This window comes from Bacillus sp. M6-12 (assembly GCF_002860285.1).
Taxonomy (GTDB): Bacteria; Bacillota; Bacilli; order Bacillales; family DSM-1321; genus Peribacillus.
Genome location: NZ_PGVF01000001.1, coordinates 327793 through 344524 on the forward strand (window position 1 = coordinate 327793; position 16732 = coordinate 344524).

23 protein-coding genes are annotated in these 16732 nt (G+C 32.8%); 5 read left to right on the top strand and 18 right to left on the bottom strand.

Translation table 11 applies throughout. The features are described from left to right. Positions 1-185: 185 nt before the first annotated feature. The 4 genes from CVD28_RS02355 to CVD28_RS02370 all read right to left on the bottom strand — a co-directional run bounded on the left by CVD28_RS02355 (position 186) and on the right by CVD28_RS02370 (position 3626). Entirely contained in the window at positions 186-935 is a 750-nt protein-coding gene (locus CVD28_RS02355; RefSeq protein WP_101590752.1) for a hypothetical protein, read from the bottom strand. Positions 936-1535: 600 nt separating this feature from the next. Next, complete coding sequence (locus tag CVD28_RS02360; protein ID WP_101590753.1) at positions 1536-1868, bottom strand: hypothetical protein; 333 nt, start codon at positions 1866-1868, stop codon at positions 1536-1538. Further along, positions 1865-2131, bottom strand: coding sequence for a hypothetical protein (locus CVD28_RS02365; RefSeq protein WP_101590754.1), 267 nt, complete (start codon positions 2129-2131; stop codon positions 1865-1867). Before CVD28_RS02365 ends, CVD28_RS02360 begins: the two co-directional genes overlap by 4 nt. Positions 2132-2285: 154 nt before the next feature. Next, positions 2286-3626, bottom strand: a complete 1341-nt coding sequence (locus CVD28_RS02370) for a hypothetical protein (protein ID WP_101590755.1) — start codon at positions 3624-3626, stop codon at positions 2286-2288. A gap of 314 nt (positions 3627-3940) precedes the next feature. On the opposite strand from CVD28_RS02370, the gene CVD28_RS02375 reads away from it, so the two are divergent. Together CVD28_RS02375 and CVD28_RS02380 are read left to right on the top strand one after the other, a co-directional pair. Beyond that, on the top strand, positions 3941-4306 hold the full coding sequence (locus CVD28_RS02375) for a hypothetical protein (RefSeq protein ID WP_101590756.1): 366 nt from the start codon (positions 3941-3943) through the stop codon (positions 4304-4306). Between the two features lie 205 nt (positions 4307-4511). Beyond that, the gene (locus CVD28_RS02380) at positions 4512-4712 is read left to right on the top strand and encodes a hypothetical protein (RefSeq protein ID WP_101590757.1); all 201 of its coding nucleotides are present in this window, start codon (positions 4512-4514) and stop codon (positions 4710-4712) included. Positions 4713-4789: 77 nt separating this feature from the next. On the opposite strand, the gene CVD28_RS02385 is transcribed toward CVD28_RS02380, so the two are convergent. Together CVD28_RS02385 and CVD28_RS02390 are read right to left on the bottom strand one after the other, a co-directional pair. Next, the gene (locus tag CVD28_RS02385; RefSeq protein WP_101590758.1) at positions 4790-5491 is read right to left on the bottom strand and encodes a hypothetical protein; all 702 of its coding nucleotides are present in this window, start codon (positions 5489-5491) and stop codon (positions 4790-4792) included. Further along, complete coding sequence (locus CVD28_RS02390; RefSeq protein WP_101590759.1) at positions 5488-5925, bottom strand: helix-turn-helix domain-containing protein; 438 nt, start codon at positions 5923-5925, stop codon at positions 5488-5490. The genes CVD28_RS02385 and CVD28_RS02390 overlap by 4 nt, the downstream gene beginning before the upstream one ends. A gap of 168 nt (positions 5926-6093) precedes the next feature. Between CVD28_RS02390 and CVD28_RS02395 the strand changes: the two genes are divergently transcribed. Both CVD28_RS02395 and CVD28_RS02400 read left to right on the top strand, forming a co-directional pair. Further along, the gene (locus CVD28_RS02395; RefSeq protein ID WP_101590760.1) at positions 6094-7518 is read left to right on the top strand and encodes a nuclease-related domain-containing protein; all 1425 of its coding nucleotides are present in this window, start codon (positions 6094-6096) and stop codon (positions 7516-7518) included. A gap of 13 nt (positions 7519-7531) precedes the next feature. Continuing rightward, positions 7532-7951, top strand: a complete 420-nt coding sequence (locus tag CVD28_RS02400) for a hypothetical protein (protein WP_101590761.1) — start codon at positions 7532-7534, stop codon at positions 7949-7951. 46 nt (positions 7952-7997) lie between these two features. On the opposite strand, the gene CVD28_RS02405 is transcribed toward CVD28_RS02400, so the two are convergent. The 8 genes from CVD28_RS02405 to CVD28_RS02440 form a co-directional block, all read right to left on the bottom strand. After that, positions 7998-8318: a hypothetical protein gene (locus CVD28_RS02405; protein ID WP_101590762.1), complete on the bottom strand. Its 321-nt coding sequence runs from the start codon at positions 8316-8318 to the stop codon at positions 7998-8000. 151 nt (positions 8319-8469) lie between these two features. After that, positions 8470-9459, bottom strand: coding sequence for a ketoacyl-ACP synthase III (locus CVD28_RS02410; RefSeq protein WP_101590763.1), 990 nt, complete (start codon positions 9457-9459; stop codon positions 8470-8472). A gap of 184 nt (positions 9460-9643) precedes the next feature. Beyond that, entirely contained in the window at positions 9644-9997 is a 354-nt protein-coding gene (locus CVD28_RS02415; protein WP_101590764.1) for a hypothetical protein, read from the bottom strand. Positions 9998-10195: 198 nt separating this feature from the next. Beyond that, positions 10196-10486 carry an HU family DNA-binding protein gene (locus tag CVD28_RS02420; RefSeq protein WP_101590765.1) on the bottom strand — a complete coding sequence of 97 codons (291 nt, stop codon included), beginning with the start codon at positions 10484-10486 and terminating at the stop codon, positions 10196-10198. A gap of 137 nt (positions 10487-10623) precedes the next feature. Continuing rightward, positions 10624-10974: a hypothetical protein gene (locus tag CVD28_RS02425; protein WP_101590766.1), complete on the bottom strand. Its 351-nt coding sequence runs from the start codon at positions 10972-10974 to the stop codon at positions 10624-10626. Positions 10975-11056: 82 nt separating this feature from the next. Beyond that, positions 11057-11782, bottom strand: a complete 726-nt coding sequence (locus tag CVD28_RS02430) for a hypothetical protein (protein WP_101590767.1) — start codon at positions 11780-11782, stop codon at positions 11057-11059. 65 nt (positions 11783-11847) lie between these two features. After that, complete coding sequence (locus tag CVD28_RS02435) at positions 11848-12144, bottom strand: hypothetical protein (RefSeq protein WP_101590768.1); 297 nt, start codon at positions 12142-12144, stop codon at positions 11848-11850. 37 nt (positions 12145-12181) lie between these two features. Next, complete coding sequence (locus tag CVD28_RS02440) at positions 12182-12586, bottom strand: hypothetical protein (RefSeq protein ID WP_101590769.1); 405 nt, start codon at positions 12584-12586, stop codon at positions 12182-12184. Between the two features lie 270 nt (positions 12587-12856). Between CVD28_RS02440 and CVD28_RS02445 the strand changes: the two genes are divergently transcribed. Continuing rightward, on the top strand, positions 12857-13360 hold the full coding sequence (locus CVD28_RS02445) for a hypothetical protein (protein WP_101590770.1): 504 nt from the start codon (positions 12857-12859) through the stop codon (positions 13358-13360). Between the two features lie 84 nt (positions 13361-13444). Here CVD28_RS02445 and CVD28_RS02450 read toward each other — a convergent pair whose 3' ends face one another. The 4 genes from CVD28_RS02450 to CVD28_RS02465 form a co-directional block, all read right to left on the bottom strand. Then, entirely contained in the window at positions 13445-13780 is a 336-nt protein-coding gene (locus CVD28_RS02450) for a hypothetical protein (RefSeq protein WP_101590771.1), read from the bottom strand. A gap of 139 nt (positions 13781-13919) precedes the next feature. Continuing rightward, on the bottom strand, positions 13920-14138 hold the full coding sequence (locus tag CVD28_RS02455) for a hypothetical protein (RefSeq protein ID WP_101590772.1): 219 nt from the start codon (positions 14136-14138) through the stop codon (positions 13920-13922). A 31-nt stretch (positions 14139-14169) separates the two neighbouring features. Beyond that, entirely contained in the window at positions 14170-15471 is a 1302-nt protein-coding gene (locus CVD28_RS02460; RefSeq protein WP_101590773.1) for a YncE family protein, read from the bottom strand. A gap of 99 nt (positions 15472-15570) precedes the next feature. Then, a complete protein-coding gene (locus CVD28_RS02465; protein ID WP_101590774.1) occupies positions 15571-16701 on the bottom strand; it encodes a hypothetical protein in 1131 nt (376 codons plus the stop codon). Positions 16702-16732: the final 31 nt, after the last annotated feature.

The following is a 16732-nucleotide window of genomic DNA, read 5'->3' on the forward strand; positions in this document are numbered from 1 at the left end:
CAACCTTAGAATATAAGTTCAATAAAAATCTTTACCTTCTTTTGCAATACCTAATTTATATTTAGTTGCAAACCAAAACCCCTGGTCTTTTCCGAAGAGATACCATTCTTTTATTTCACCTAAAAGTTTCTTCAAGATTTTCACTCCTTTTTACATCATTTCTTTAACTATCTAAATGCTTCACCTTATTCAGCCCAACGAGCATTGTATCGGTCAAACTCTTCAAATAAAGAAGCATACTTTTCATTTCCCTTAATGAGTTCAATCATTTGATTTACTAATGCTTCATCTTTTTCAGAAGAACCAGTGTAACCTCCCCATGTTCTTTCGGTCTTAGAAGCATAGAAATGAACAGGTTTACGCCAACTCACATTTAGTTCATAAAAAGTTTTGTACTTGTTGTAATCTGGTACATCTTCATTGAACCATAATGTTTCTTTGCTCTTATCCATTTCTACGGAAGCAGAAATATAAGCTGTCCCAATCAATAGTGGTTTACCAGTTTCTTTATCCACCGCAAAAACAGGTTGAGCATTGTTCTTTTTCCATTCATTTATCAAATCTTCCGTTCCAGCTACATCTTCATGCAGTTCTTGAATCTTTTCAAAAATCACTTGTTTTGCTGATTTTAAAGACCTCACTTTTTTGTCCAGCACTTTAATATCTCTTCCATTACTATAAAAGATAGAAAGATAGAGTGTAACGTACCAGCCAATCGTGTTTCCTCTGTTTGAACGTCTACGACTAATGGAAGCGTAAAAGTTGTACTTTGTAGGTTTATAACTACGTGATAGTTGCATTTCGTAGCTTCCACTCCACTGCCATTCCCCATCAATGTCTGTACCACCAGTACCATTAAATGAAATATCCTTTACCGTTAATTCTTTTTGTTCCTCTTGTTCCATTTCCAAAACTTCTAAACCGAAAAATGTCATATAAAAACCCTCCAAAAGTGTATGTAAAATACGCCTATTTTTTAAAACTTCTTATATCTTATTCATTTGCCATGATTTCATAAAAAAGAACAATAAGTATATACTCATTGTTCAATCTGGTATTTTATACAGTTATGTTTTAAATCTTATTTACCTTAAATGTTTGCAAGTGCTTTGATTTCATTGTAAAATAATCATATCAACAAGACTATTTTTAATCTATTTAGCATAATTTAAAAAGAGGACACCGATACTGGTAATATCGATGCCCCCTATGTAACCGAGCCTTAAGGGTTTGGTTCATCGAATAATTGAATTATTTGCGAGAACGACCACCCTGTTTGCTTTTGCCGAGCTTTTGGGTGGTCTTCTTGTTCCTCTTGCGTTTATTTGTAAAGACTTTAACAGAATATGTTACAAGTTCTCTTGCTAAAGTCCTAACGATTTCTACAAGTAAAAGAATAAGAATTTCCAAGACGGTTCACCTCCCTTCTCTGCAAGATGCATCGAAAGGACAACAATGAACCTCCCACCCTAAAACTCAAAGGTTACTACACTATTGTAATATAAATTGCTTATAAAATACAGAACCGTTGTTTTTTAGTTCTCCTTCCTTTTTTTCTTAGAGAGATATTTGACTTCAATTATCCAGACAACTATCCCAATGATATAGCAAGGAAGCATGGTTAGGTGTAAATTAAAAAATGAATCTTTCTCTGGTATATTCATATTTTTCATTCCACCAAAATGCTCTGTGTTAAATAAAAAGTAAAGTCCTATCCAAAAACAAAAGTTTGCATAATATCTACCTCTAAATAATGCAATAAGCGGAAGCAAAATACAGATTGCCCCTACAATAAAATGAATAAGAGGATATTGCATAAACACAGCTATCCACCAATGCGTTGTAAATATCCTTTCATAGCCTATCATAATTGGTGTTCCACCTTGATTTTAGACTGCTTTTTTCTTTGTAGATAACCGACAATCCAAGAAATAAAACCCACTATATAAATTGGGAAAACTATCAACAATAAAATAAATCCTTCAACCATCCCTTCAAAACCTCTAAATTCATGCCAAGGTCGTGTAAATAAAGACAAAAAGAAACCTATCCATAAAATAATGGCTGTTTTTTTGTATTGCTTAATACTTGCTGTAGTAGAAATTACTAATGAAATAATATAAAAGTACATTCGCCACTCTCCCTTCTATAATTTTTATATAGTAGAATTTAGAAAAACTAATTATTCTTACTCCTTGCAGGAACAGTTTTGATATATCTTATTTCATATATTGAATAAAAAAAGATGCTCTTATAATAGAGCATCCTTTTACTTACTACTGGCTTTATTCAGCAAAAACGCCTTTGTCCATTACAGACGGATGATTGTACTTACTGTCAAAGAAACCGTTAGCTGGTTGTTCCACACCAAATTCTTTTGCATAGGATTCATTGCTATTGATTCCAATTACATAAGGGACAATCCCTGGTGCTTTTTTGAAACCAATCAGCAAATCTTGGACATTGGCTTCCCAAATCTTTTTAACTATAAGAGCTTGTTCTTTTTCTACGCTACCATCCTCTGCTTGTTCATACTTCGCATCAGCTTCACGCATACTAAATACAGAACTTTCGATTAAGTTACCAAAGTAGATTTTATTTGGAACATATTTACCGTCTTCTGTTTTTTCATACCAAGCAGGATGGCTTTTTGCTTCAAACGCATGGTAAGCACTCCAATCGCCTGTCGCCACAGCATCTAAAATTAAATCATTTCGTGTCATGTTCTTGTGGTTAATGACTTTATCAATTGCTTGTTTTTCTTCCTCTGTGAATACGCCATCGTCTACAATCTCAACATCATAAACAAAGTCGTCATTTGTAGTTGTTACTTCTTCTTTGACAACCGTTTCAGTGCTTTCTCCACTTACTGCAGACGAAACAGATTCATTTGTTTTAGTTGTCACTTCAGGAGTTGTTGCTCCTCCAACAACAGCAACCGTAGTCTCTTTCACCACGTCTTCTTTAACAAATACACCTTTATCCATAACATCAGGATGATTGTATTTACTATCGAAGAAGCCGTTAGCTGGTTGCTCTACACCATATTCTTTTGCATAGGATTCACTGCTGTTAATTCCTACGATATAAGGAACAATACCAGGTGCTTTCTTGAAATCAACCAGTAATTCTTCAATTTGTTTTTGGTAATGAGCTTTTTGTTTTAAGGCTTCTTGTTGTTCCACACTACCATCTTCTGCTTGTTCTGCTTTTACATCAGCTTCACGCATATTAAAAACATAGCTCTCGATTAAGTTACCAAAATAGATTTTATTTGGAACATATTTTCCATCTGCTGTTTTTTCATACCAAGCAGGATGTTCTTTTGCTTCAAATTCATTATAAGCATCCCAATTATCTGTTGCTACTGCTTTTAAAATCAAATCATTGCGTGTTGTGTTCTTTTGATTGATTTTCTCATTAATGGCTTGTTTCTCTGCCTCTGTAAACTCTTTTACTGATTGAGTTTCTGCAGTGTTTTGTACTTCCGTTGATTGTGTACTTACTGTTTTATTTGTTTCTTCTTTATTATCAATAACCTCCGCATGGGCTAATGGAGCTAATGCTCCAAATAGTGTAGTCGCTACCATAGCTGTTGTAATCATTTGTTTTTTTGTCTTTTTCAAAATAATTCCTCCTTTATAATCAATAATTTTAATAGTTTTTATTGTTGCCAATTTCTTAATTAAGATTATGAGCTGTTCTTAATAACGAACAATTGAACAGCGTTTAAGAAATTTTTTCCAACAAAGCCATTATTACACTCTTATTGACAATAGTCAATGGTACAGGATGTCTTAGTAGAATATTACACTTTTGTTGTATTATTACCCTTAAAAAACTTCCTTATGTAAAAAATAATTGACAAATAACGAAATGTATTGTATATTTAATTTGTAAGGTTGTTCCTTCACAATTAAATATGAGGAGGTTTTCTATTATGAAAACAGGAGAAATCAAAAGATTACAATTCGTTCAACAAAAAGGATTTGGTTTGGAAGGGTTTGGGATTGTGGCTGACGTTGATGACAAATGTACAGAAGTACAAGTTATGTTGGCAGACATGGATGAAGATTTTGGAGTAACAGTTCTTCCCTATTCTGATTTAGAAATCGTAAGTGAAGTCGATGTAAAAAAGAATCTTGAGGTCATTTCTAAGGGTATAGCATCTTTTGTTTACTTCATTATCCAGTTGAATGATATTCCAGAACTTTCCAATTATCATCTTCCAGAAAATGAGTTCATTGCAAATATTCGTGCAACGAATGAAGTTTGTCTTTATTGGAATGAAGAAAGTACGAAGTAAGGATAGATAGGAGAGGATTTATTTCCTCTTCTCTCTAAAACCTGATTTTCCTGAAGAAGTTTCCCTGATTTCCTGATAGAACAACCTCCTTCTCATAAAAAAGGCACTAAAGTTATCTATTCTTTAGTGCTTTTTGGTTTTATCCGAAAAATAGTTATAGGAAATGTATATGTTATAAAACAATGTACTAAAAGGAGGGATTAGATTGAATGAAGATAATGATAGAAATTTAGATATTAAGATAACCTATTGGATTTACATCGTATTACTTACAATAGGTCTTGTTCAATACTTTTTGGGAAATAAAAACCTTCTCGACACAATGGTTTATATAGGCTTACTATGTATCGGTCTTATAGGTTCAGAGATATTCGGATATTTCTACTACAAAAGAAAGGATAAATAACTCTTTCTTTCACATAAAAACAATTCAACATAAAAAAACACTATTGGATAATCCCTTTAGTGTCTTCTTTGTTTTGTTTAATACCCTGCCATTTCTACCGCATTAATTGATAATCCATCAGAATAGAATTTAATAGCCAAACGTCTCGTTTCAATATGCTCATTAGCGTTTGTAATGGCTAATAGCTTCTTATCTATCTCTCTTGTAAGCAATCCATGTATTTCACCCTTTTGCTCACTTATCATTCGGTCTGTCATTCGGACAAATGTATCATACTCCCATTGTCCGTTTACTTTCTGATATAGAAATTGAAATTCTCTTGGAGAATAAATCTTTTCATTGTCTTTCATAATTGCATATTCTTCTACCAATTGATTCACATACTCAATTAATTCTTCTAAAAGTGTATTGAGTTTTGCATAGAAATGTAACCCTTTCTTTTTCAAATCCTCTTCCTCAATCTGATAAAATCGACTTCCTACATTAAAGCCATTTTCATCAGCAAAAAGTTGTATCATAGCAAAAGGAATTTTTTCACCCTCTTGGCTTAATAACTTCTCAATATCGACTACATACATCGATTCTTTTAAACACTCCATAATATTCTCTATAAATGGAGATAGGAACATAACATAATCCGCATCCATTTCTACTCCTAAAGAAAATTGAGCGACTGTTTTTGGTGATTTATTGTTTAAATAGACCTCTAATAAGGAAACCTTCTTCCCTTCTTCTAAGCACAATAATTCTTCAATAGGCATAACAATTGATTGACTCATACTTTCCTATCCCCTCTCTTGATTTGGTCAATTAAAAGCAGAATTTGACTAACCTGATTCATTTTATTCAGTTCATCATTCCAGTCCATCTTATGAATCACCTGAAGCAATTTTGCCATTTGGAATTTTTCTAAATCCCCGACAATCTCCTCTCCAATCTTAATAGAAAAGGCTTTAAATAAATCTTCTAAAGCAACTGGTTCATTTTTATGTATAGTTATATCCTCAAAAGAGCAAATATCTTCAATTCTGAAGGACAATATCATAGATAACTTATATAAAGTCTCTAAAGATGGTGTAGACGAACCGTTCTCAATTCGACTGATGTATCCTACGCTTAAATCCGTATGTTTAGAAACCTCTTTTAAGGTAAACTTTGCTTCTTTTCGTTTTTCTTTAAGAAACGTACCTGGTTGGTCAATTTTAAACTGCATCTTTTCACCGCCTTCCCCTTTATTATAATCAAAATTTTACTTTTGTAAACTTTTATATTTTACTTTAGTAAAAATATTGTTTTCCCCTTTCTAATCCTTCTCATAAATGGTAAAATAGAATTGACTATAAATAATGAAATTTGACGTAAAAGGAGTTTGAAATCTAAAATGAATGTAAAATCAAAAAGGAGATATCCAATTCTCATGGTTCCTGTTTTGAGTGTTGCTTTTTTCTTTATTAGCACCTTATTTGTCATGTTGTTTTTTGGTGATGACCCTTCACAATTGACTAAAATGATTTGGTTTGGGCTTAATATTGCTTATTTAATTCATTTGTTATTTGCACGTAAAATTGTCTACAATCCAAAAACAAATAAACATACAGATACAGTTCTTAAAAGAAAAAGGGAAATCACATATTCACCAGAAATTAACCGAAGCCTTATGCCTAAAAATGAATTTAGTGAGTCGTACAAAGAGATTAAGAAAGACCTCATACCAGAACCAGTGAAACCAAAACGTCATTATTCACCAGATGTACTCAAAAATGAAGCTAATAACTTAAAAAATACTTTTGTGGAAAATCATTGGGATATTCCCTTCTATCCATTCGTTTCCGTTAATATTGACAAGGCAAAAGAAGTGAAATTTACAAATGATGATGCAGTTGAATTCTTAGAAAAAGAATTAGAATCATTGAAGCAAATGAATTTTAAAAAGCTGGAATCAAAGGCACGAAAAGCCCTTCGTTCTCTCACTCCAAATAACGAAGTAGGCGTACCTCTTGAAGAAATTGAAAGTGTGTTAAAAGAGTTTTCTATTGATAAAACCGCTTTAGCCATTTTCTCTGACGAAATAGAACAACTACAAACCAGTTTAAATGAAACGATTCAACAGACAGAAAAAGATTTAGCCATTGTGGGTTCAGGGGTTCGAGGAGAACAACGAGTCAACGAAGAATTAGGTATGTACGATTATATCTGGGAACGTCTTTCAAGTGCTCGTCTTAACATTAACGGTCAATCCGTTGAAACAGACAATATCATTATTTCTACCAAAGGGATTTATTCTCTTGAAGTTAAAAATTACGCACAAAGCGGAAGCTATTCCATTCGTGTAACAAAAGATGGTCAATGGTTGAAAGTCTTTCCTAATGGAAACGAAGAACCTATTGAAAAAAGTGTTACATCTCAAATGAATCGACATATAGCCCTAAAACAAAAGTTTGTATTTGATGAATGGCAAAAAAATAAAGGACAAGATGTGCCATTTATTCCGTTCCAGCCAGTCTTTGTAATAGCAAATGAAACGGTTCGGATTGAAAATGAAACGGATTTACCAGTTATGAGGGCTTCTCAAATCTATCATCACATTATGAAACAGCCTGATATATTAACAAAAGAACAAGTAAGTGAAATTACTCAAATTATTAAAAGAAACATGCTCCCTCTTAACAAGTATGGATACAAAGAATATTCTACTTACTTGCAAAATATTGAAAAAGAACTTAACAGCAGAGAAAAATTGTTAAGTGAAGCGGTTGAACTTATTCCAACCTATATAGAAAATGTACTTCAAAAATCAAAACAATAAGGAAGTGTTGATATTGCAAACAAAAGAAATCATTTTAAACGGTGTTACCCTTTCCATTGAATACGATACAGAAAAGATGAAAGAAATCGTAGACTCTTTAAAGGGAGACTTTGAAGGACAATACACCAAAATGTATAGCGTAGATGAAGTGGTAACAAAAGAAGAATTTGAACAAGATATTGAGGAAGCGGAAGCCTTTATACAACAATTGGAATCTGACCAAATTGACCTGGTAGAACATATGGATAAGGTTAGAAAAAAGAAAAACCATAAACTATGGTCAAAATCAGGACAGGATGTATTAACACTTTCTAATATTAGTGAGTATTTTACTGATTTTACCAACGCTTGGCGTGTGATGGTGTTTCGCTTAGAAGTTATAAATGAAACAACTTGCGAACTTTGTTTGAGAGGTCGTACTTACACTTATTAAAAACACTAAAAAGAGCATGGGTATTTAAACCATGCTCTTTTTTCTATTAATTATTAAGATAATCCATTAAATGTTCCCATTCTGTTTGCTGAAATTGGAATGTTTCTATTCCACTTGTACAATGAAACATAACATTTCTATCAGTAAAATTCATTTCAGTTTCCAACACAATATTAGCATAGTCTACTCTTTCAGTATGACTGTTTTTTACCTTTCCTTTCATCAATAATTCGTCTATTTTCTTCCAAGAAAAATGACCAATAATGATTTTCCAATTTTCTTTGTTCACAATAAATCTCACGCCATCGTCTCTTGTTATCACGTTTAATACTCCATTATCTGACTGAAAAGATTCAGATGCTTTCATTTTATCGCCCCTATTTACATTCGTTTTCTTCCTCTTTACCCTTTTAATCAAAGTACATTCTATATCTTCTTCCTCATTTAACCACAGAACATACCAATTAAAATAATAAAAAAGACAGATGGATTAGTTTTCATCTGTCTCTTTCATATTGTTAGTATTTATACAACATGGTGATAAATTCGTGACCGCCACCAATAGTCCAGAATAACAAGAGGTCGCCACGCTTGATTTGACCTGATTCAATTCCTTCATAAAGGGCAATAAATGGAGAGCTTGTACCAGTGTAACCATAACGGTCTCCAGCATAAACGATTTTTTCATCTGGAATAGCAAAGCGTTCTTGAATTTTATCAATATTCGCTTTTGCAAATTGTGATAAACAAAACGCATTCACATCATCAATTGTTAAGTCATTTCGGTCTAAAATGGCTTCAAATTGCTCATACGTGTAAGGTAAGGACATTGTTCCGTCAAACGGAAGCCAAAGCATAGAATCGGCTCTTCCACCAGCTTTAATCGCATGAGAAAGTCCTTTGTGTGGATACAAGATGTTGTTACGATTTTCTGAATCTACTTCAAACATAGCATCAATAAATCCAGTATCTTCTTCTGTCTTTTCTAAAATAACTGCAGATGAAGCGTCTCCGAAGTTTGCATAAGTCATAGCATCATTCGGGTCTGCTAATAAAGAAAGATAATCCGAACCGACTACCAGGGCTTTATTAACATGTTTACTGGATAACATATATCGTGACGCTTGTTCTACTGCAATGGTCATACCAGCACAGTTTGCGTTCATATCATAAATAACTGTCCCTTTCTTTGCTCCAATTGCATTGTGTAAAAACATAGCATTTGTTGGAACAGTGACTTCAGGTACTTGTGTAGAGAAGATAATCATATCGATGTCTTTTCCTTCTAATCCTGCTTTTTTCAAGACACCTTTAGAGGCTTCGATTGCCATTGTTATTGAGTTTTCTTCCAAGTTATCAATTTGATAGCGTTGTTTTCTTCCCATGATTTCTAAGAAATGTGTAATGTCTTTTCCATTAATACCTTTAAAATGGTCAATATAGAAATCATTGTTAATTACTTTCTTTGCGTGATATACATCCACTGCTTTAATTCTAATGTTTGTCATAGTTGTTTAAAAAAACCTCCAATACATAATTTTAGATACTGTTAAGTACACATCTATATTACTATATCTTTTTTATCGTATGATTAAAAAATGGTTCTATACGTTTCGACTGTAGTCTATATAAAAAATAATAAAAAGGCAAGACCCCTATTATTGGAATCTTGCCCTTTTTAACGCTTACAGATTAATAAATTTCAAGAACTTCCAAGTTTGTTAGTCCGACATTACGTGCCAAACGACTTAGTTGCATTTTAATGATTGGTTTCTTTTGAATTCCAACTTCTACTTTTTTGAATCCAGAAGCCATGTACATTTTAAAACAATTTTCAAGGTTTGGAATCATTTCTTGAGTTACTATTTCCAAGTCTCGGCAATCAAACTTCAATACAAATTCATCTGCTTTGATTGAGCCTACTTTAGCTTGATAATCTTTGATAAATGCTTGAGCTTTCTCAGGTGTGAAAGTTCCACTCACTGTCATATCAATTGTTTTTCCTACTCGATTCACATTCATTGTGTAAGTTCCTACTGTTGCCATAATAATTTTACACTTCCCTTTCGTTTATGTAACCTTTTATTTTTTATTCTCTTGATACTTCTTATTATACAAATAGGAATGACTATTGTCAACGATATTTTACATATTTTTTAAAGAAAAACGCACTCGATTTTATTTGTGGTAAAATACATGAAAAAAAGAGCGTATCCTTGGATACACTCCCTATCTTTACTAAAGTTAAGCCTCTATTAAAGCACCTTTGACAGCATCCTTTAATTTCTTTCCAGGTTTGAAACTTGGTACTTTCGTTGCTTTGATTTCAATTTCTTCACCTGTCTGTGGATTTCTACCTTTTCTTGCAGAACGCTCACTTACAGAGAAATTTCCAAATCCGATTAATTCCACTTTATCTCCATTTTTTAACGCATTTAAAATCGTATCAAAAACTGCATCTACAGTCTTTGTTGAATCTTTTTTGGACAACTCTGAGCTTTGTGCTACTGCATTGATTAAATCTGTTTTGTTCATTATGTATTCCTCCTATTTTCAAACGAAACATATGTTTCTATACTATAGATACCATAGGTCATAGATTTATGCAATAAAGTTCATAATGAAAGAAATAAAAAAGGGAGAAAGATATACTCCCATTCCCATACAAAAAATCATTTATGTTCCATAAACTCAACATTGTCTATTCCAGCAAACAACATTAGACGTTCTATTTGACCTTTTAAAATAGGATTTTGAACGACTATTTGAATTTTTTTAAATCCTGATTTTTTATAAAAGACCACTGAAATCTGTGGTTTGTGTAACTCTTCTGGTAAAATTACATTAAGTTTCAAGCAGTCAATTTTAAGAATATAATCCTTCATATCAACAGGTCGAATTTTAGATAAATAATTTTGATTAAAGGAATCGGCTAAATCTGGTGGAAATGTTCCTTTTAAATCCATATAAATGATTTTTTCCTCTGTATTTATATGAATGTCGTAACCTCCATTTACGTTCATAAACACTGTACACCTTCTCAAGTATAAATTAATCTTTTCGTTAGTAAACAGTCAAAAAAGCGGATATTGACTCCGCTTTTCATTATAAAACGATAATACTCTTGTGGTAAAGAAATAAATTTCTTAAATTACCATTCTTTTTCATATCAAATGTTAATTCATCCATATATTCAGTGGTCATTTCCACTTCATAATGTTCTCCAATAAATTCTTGAACCATTTCCTTTTCTTCTTCATCTTCAAAGTAAATCGAAACTTCTTCTCCCTCTTTTACTTCTTCATGAATATAAATAGGCTCAATGATTTTTACTGAACAAGGCACGTTTTTATCATAAATGGTCTCATAGGCTTCTACATAATTTCCTTCATATTCTTTATCTGCTATATCGTAGATAGAATAAGGAACAATATCTTTTGCTGTTTCTTCCCATGAAATCAACTTGATAAAGAAACGGTCTTCTTCAGGAACAACGAATGGAGTTGTAATCCATACCTCATTTGTGATTTCAGCGTCACGTACTAAGTCTTTTTCATACAAAACGTCTGATAAAATCATATCTTTTTCAGAGATGCCTAACTTTTCAGTGTCAATTTTATATATTAGATAGTATCCTCTTAGTTGGATATTTAATTCATCCAAACGCCCACCACCATTTGGTATAGCTGTCAAACAATCTTCTATCGAAGGTGCAACGGAAATACGTGGAGTTACACTATCTTCTTGGTCTTGATGTCTGCAGTCAGGGATACGTGGAATAAATTCTCCATTATGTTGAAGGTCTGTTGATGCATGATAATAAATAGCCATTAAACGCTCTCCCTTTTGATAAGTATTCTTCCCTTTTTCTATTTATGAAAGGCTCAACTATCCTATTAGGCAAAACCTCTTGTTGTTCCATGCTTCACCCAATAATCACCATATCCCCCATAACGATAAATATAGCCATTCAATCCTGTCTCTTCCCATACATCAATTATGACTTCTTTTCCAAACTTCTTTTGGATTTGTTCGGATATATCTTGTAAAGTCAGATAAGACATCCCTTCATGAACTTTTAACTCCAGTTCTTCGCAAGGAATCAATCTTGTCTCTCTTTCACCTTCAAGAACATCAACAATTATCCTTGTGGTAATCATTTCAATAAACATTTCATTCAGTTCATTGTTCATTCATTATCATTCCTTTATAAAAGTTTTTCCTGCGTTATTAAGATATATGACGGATAATCGACATGTCATAAACGACAATTTCTTTAGCTGTTCCAATTATGCTATCCAAGATAATACCGTTATTACCTTGTGAAGAATAAAGGTTTTTATAAAACTCACCTACTACCGTATTCACACTGTCTGCAGGAGTACCAGCTTCATAAACTTCTTGGCATTTATCTTGATAAGACTTTAACCAATCACCTTTTAGAGTTCCTAAATTTGTATCATCAATTTCAACAGATACAATATGTTTGCCATAAACCTTTGCACGTTTCTTTGTTGTTGTTAAATAAACACCATTACCAAAGTGACTGCCATTCTCTCCTTGTTTTTCAAGAGAGAACCCTTCCTTTCGTATAGACTCTGCCTTTTCTTTTGTTGTTCCATGATAGACTATCATTGTAAAACCTCCTGAAATATATAAATATATGCCTTTTTTCTAAAACTTCTATATCATATGCACTTGTCCACATGGTTACATAAAAGTTATTATCACATAAACTTATAGACTATATTTTTTACTTTTCAATATCGTTGACTATATACAAGAGTGGTGATATAATCCTACATGTTGTAAAAAAAACAAAGCAAAGTAAATTGTTTATAAAATGCAAATGCAGTCGATATATATAAAGGTAAAAAAGGATTTAACAGCAGGAGGCTTTTTCATATGTATAAAGAACTTAAAGAATTAGGCTGGAGACATCTATATACAGGTAAAGCAAGTGAAATTCTTATAAAAGAAGACAAAGTGATAAAATTTTACTCAAAAGATGTGAAAATATATGATTGTGAGCCATTAGTTGATTTAAAACATCTTCCAGAAGTGCCAAATTTAATTGCGTATGAAACTAATCAGTATGCCATGATGGAATATATTGAAGGTTGTCCGATGAATAAGTGTTCTTCTGGAGAGCTTGAGAGAATGATACCTTTGATTTTGTCCTACTTTGATAAATGTTGTGAAGCTGGTTGGATACCCAATAAACTATCTTTACATCACTTCATTTGGAATCACAAAAAAGGTCTACGTGTTATAGATTTCACCCGATATTTGAAAATTAATAATATGAGTAAACAATTAAAAGAAATGATTATAAAAAGAGAAAAAGAATCTATTCTCAATCAAATTAATCAAGAAATAGAAAGAAGAGTAACTTTCAAGTATGCGTAATAGTAAAGCATAAGAAGGTTTCCTTCTTTTTTTATAACCGTTAATTTCAAAAGAAAAGGCAGGAGAAATTCCCCTGCCCTTTGATTACTTTATTAGTTGTTGTCGTGCTTGTTCATTGAAATATAGATAAGGATTGTCTACTTTCAGTGGATGCATAGGTTCACCTAAAACATCACGAATCGCCCACGAATCAATCATAAAGTGGTGTGCGACTGTATCTTCATCTATCACTTCAATTAAAATAGTAAACATAGAGAAGTCATAATATTGAAGACCTACCACCATTATATCCATGATTCCTTCTTCCATTTTATCTGTTGCTTTGATAGTGATTTCATGAGGTGGCGAATCCATTATGTCTGCAACCGCAATTTCAACTTCTTTGTCATTTACAATTCCTTTAATGATATGTTTACTCATATTTTATCTCTCCCTTTAATAAGTATTGAAAATCAATTCCTTTTTTATAGATTACTCTATTATTATAGAAAATGCTTGTCTACTTTATAAAGCCTTTTATAGCACAAAAAAAGAAGGGGGTTTCCCTTCTTCTTATTTCTTATACAGCCTCTTTTTCCAGCTTAAATTGAACTCTTTTTAAAATTCGGCTTGATTGTACTTGTGTAATCCCCACTCCTTTTGCTACGGAAGTAAGGTCTCCTTGATAACGGATAAATAGTTCTAACAAGATAGATTCTCTTTCATCCAATAATTCAGGCAGTCTTTCTTTTATTTTTTCAGCCATTTGATTCATATATTGATAAGTTAATTCACTCATACTTTTCCACCTTTCTTTTTATACACGTTTATTATTTCAGTGAATGTCGAATCACTTTATTGTTTTGATAAGTAGCCATATAAATATAATCATTATCTACCGCTATTCCTTCATTCACATATCCATTGTTAAGCGTTAAAGTCGTTTCTTTAATTGGATTGATAGGGTCGCTAATATTAAAGACATGGATATTGTTGTTGTTGCTTTCTGATACCAATAACGTACTTCCATGAATAGCAGTACCATTTGTAGAACTGAATCCACCAATTTCTTTAATAAATGAACCTGTTGCATAATCAAATATATAGAGTTTCGTTGAGTAATAAGGCGTTACATATAAATAGCCATCTTTCACTTGGAAAGTAGGTGAACCGTATAGTTCAGGATGTGACACTGCCTTATTTAAAGTTTTTGTGCCAATAATTTGTCCACTCGTTTTATCAATCACGTCTATTTTAGTGCTTGAACGGAACGCTAATAAATTTGTTCCATCATTACCCAATGAATAAAAGCGTTGAGAACCCCCACTAATCGTTTGCACTCCAGAATAGGTCATCGTTCTTTTTAGGGCTTTTGTGTTCTTGTCATAAACATAAATGGTATGTGGTCGGAAATAATCAACTACAAATAATTCATCTCCAATAATGTTCGGAGAAATCGCATTAGAAACAGTCGCAAACAATTCTGCATGAGATGAATCTAATATCGTATGTGAAAAATCAAGGATTGAAGACAGATATTCTCCTTCTTCTAATCCAAATTCAAAAATATAGTTTGTGGTTAAAATACTTTGAGCAGGAATGGCATTACCAGATTTTAATACAGGTTGAACTTCAATGTTTCCATGATTCTTTAGAGTCCCGACTTTATTTTTTGAAACTGTTTCATTACTCCATATGGTTTGATTATTTAAGTCAAACAGCCAATTATCTCCCTCTAAAGCGTGTACCCCTAACGCTACTTCCTTTTGCGTTTTATCAGTGGTTAAGTTTCTCCATTGTTCTGCTGTATAAGTTGCAGGGGCAATGAGGTTAGGTTTCCAACTGGATTCTTGTGATACGTTGATTTCCTTCATATTCATATAGATGGGAGCATTCGTATTACTGACAACATCTAAATTTTGAGTAGTCATTTGCTCTGTGTTTGGATTATAGATAAAGGTATTAACCGCAGGGACAGAGACATCCAATATCGTTGCTTCAAACGTGCCAACAACTTTGGTTGTTTTGCTTTCTTCTGCATAGGATGGTGTAACAGCTACTACAAATATCATCCCTGCTAAAAAGGAGCTTGATACGTTTTTTCTTGTTGATTTTCTAAGTTGTTTCTCCAATTTATTTTCCCTCCTTTTTTAATTGGTTATATAAAGTTATATAGGATTGATTAAAAAAGGGATAGCTTATCTATCGAACTATCCCTCTTTGTCTTCTATTTATAGATGAAGAGCCTCACCTGGAGCGATACGAATATCTTTGAAGTAAGCATCACTTGAACCACCAGAAGTTCCGTCACCAAAGAAGAAACGGTAATACCCATAATTGATAGTTGCAGGAGTTTCACCAATATACTCACCATCTACATAGATAGTTGCTATTGCTCCCTCTTTTACAATGCGGTATGTGTGATATTCATTACCTGTTAAGTAATGCGTAATATTCCCTACCTCTATTTTGTCAGGATAGAAATACATTCTTACACCTGTCCCACCAGTCTCAATAGACATAGAGCTATTTAAATTCGCTACATTGCTTAAAGTTTTTGCTTTTAATTCAAAGGTTGCAGTATCTAATACAGGAAGATTGTATTGATAATAACTTAAAGAAGCACCAGCAACATGAAAAGCTCCCTCTGAAGATAAATACTTAGGACTGCTTCCAACAACTTGCCAAGTACCAGGTTCAAAAGCAACTATACCATTTGATTGAACCTGTAAATCTTTGTTTATATCAACAGTAAATTTATCACTATCATCGTGTTTTCCTTCCTCTAAGCCAAACTCGAAAATATAGTTCGTGGTTAATATATTTTGAGAAGGAATAGCATTACCCGACTTCAAGACAGGTTGTACTTCAACAATGCCATGATTTTTTAAAGTACCTACTTTGTTTTTTGAAACTGTTTCACTGCTCCAAATCGTAGGATTCTCTATATCAAACAACCAATTTTCTCCGTCTAAAGCATGTACCCCTAAAGCTACTTCTTTTGACGTTTTATCAGTCGTTAAGTTTCGCCACTGTTCTGATGTATAAGTTGCAGGAGCAATCAGGTTAGGTTTCCAACTGGATTCCTCTGATACATTGATTTCTTCCATGTTCATATAGATAGGAGCGTTGGTATTACTTACAACGTCTAAATTTTGAGTAGTCATTTGTTCTGTATTAGGATTATAAATAAATGTACTGGTAGCAGGGACAGACACATCCAAAATGGTTGCCTCAAATGTACCAATGACTTTTGTTGTTTCTTGTGCAAAAGAAGGTGTTGCGATAGATAAGACCATTGTTCCTAAAAGAAAGGAACTGGTTATTTTTGTCCTTGTTGATTTTCTAAGATGTTTCGCCATTTTAATCCTCTCCTTTTTTAAAGTTTATATA

Excerpts from the sequence above, each read along its gene's own strand:
- CVD28_RS02420 (WP_101590765.1), bottom strand. The coding sequence starts at position 10,486 with ATGAACAAAACAGATTTAATCAATGCAGTAGCACAAAGCTCAGAGTTG.
- CVD28_RS02385 (WP_101590758.1), bottom strand. The coding sequence starts at position 5,491 with ATGAGTCAATCAATTGTTATGCCTATTGAAGAATTATTGTGCTTAGAA.
- CVD28_RS02375 (WP_101590756.1), top strand. The coding sequence starts at position 3,941 with ATGAAAACAGGAGAAATCAAAAGATTACAATTCGTTCAACAAAAAGGA.
- CVD28_RS02405 (WP_101590762.1), bottom strand. The coding sequence starts at position 8,318 with ATGAAAGCATCTGAATCTTTTCAGTCAGATAATGGAGTATTAAACGTG.
- CVD28_RS02425 (WP_101590766.1), bottom strand. The coding sequence starts at position 10,974 with ATGAACGTAAATGGAGGTTACGACATTCATATAAATACAGAGGAAAAA.
- CVD28_RS02435 (WP_101590768.1), bottom strand. The coding sequence starts at position 12,144 with ATGAACAATGAACTGAATGAAATGTTTATTGAAATGATTACCACAAGG.
- CVD28_RS02430 (WP_101590767.1), bottom strand. The coding sequence starts at position 11,782 with ATGGCTATTTATTATCATGCATCAACAGACCTTCAACATAATGGAGAA.
- CVD28_RS02365 (WP_101590754.1), bottom strand. The coding sequence starts at position 2,131 with ATGTACTTTTATATTATTTCATTAGTAATTTCTACTACAGCAAGTATT.
- CVD28_RS02445 (WP_101590770.1), top strand. The coding sequence starts at position 12,857 with ATGTATAAAGAACTTAAAGAATTAGGCTGGAGACATCTATATACAGGT.
- CVD28_RS02395 (WP_101590760.1), top strand. The coding sequence starts at position 6,094 with ATGAATGTAAAATCAAAAAGGAGATATCCAATTCTCATGGTTCCTGTT.
- CVD28_RS02390 (WP_101590759.1), bottom strand. The coding sequence starts at position 5,925 with ATGCAGTTTAAAATTGACCAACCAGGTACGTTTCTTAAAGAAAAACGA.
- CVD28_RS02440 (WP_101590769.1), bottom strand. The coding sequence starts at position 12,586 with ATGATAGTCTATCATGGAACAACAAAAGAAAAGGCAGAGTCTATACGA.
- CVD28_RS02450 (WP_101590771.1), bottom strand. The coding sequence starts at position 13,780 with ATGAGTAAACATATCATTAAAGGAATTGTAAATGACAAAGAAGTTGAA.
- CVD28_RS02360 (WP_101590753.1), bottom strand. The coding sequence starts at position 1,868 with ATGATAGGCTATGAAAGGATATTTACAACGCATTGGTGGATAGCTGTG.
- CVD28_RS02455 (WP_101590772.1), bottom strand. The coding sequence starts at position 14,138 with ATGAGTGAATTAACTTATCAATATATGAATCAAATGGCTGAAAAAATA.
- CVD28_RS02415 (WP_101590764.1), bottom strand. The coding sequence starts at position 9,997 with ATGGCAACAGTAGGAACTTACACAATGAATGTGAATCGAGTAGGAAAA.
- CVD28_RS02355 (WP_101590752.1), bottom strand. The coding sequence starts at position 935 with ATGACATTTTTCGGTTTAGAAGTTTTGGAAATGGAACAAGAGGAACAA.
- CVD28_RS02410 (WP_101590763.1), bottom strand. The coding sequence starts at position 9,459 with ATGACAAACATTAGAATTAAAGCAGTGGATGTATATCACGCAAAGAAA.
- CVD28_RS02465 (WP_101590774.1), bottom strand. The coding sequence starts at position 16,701 with ATGGCGAAACATCTTAGAAAATCAACAAGGACAAAAATAACCAGTTCC.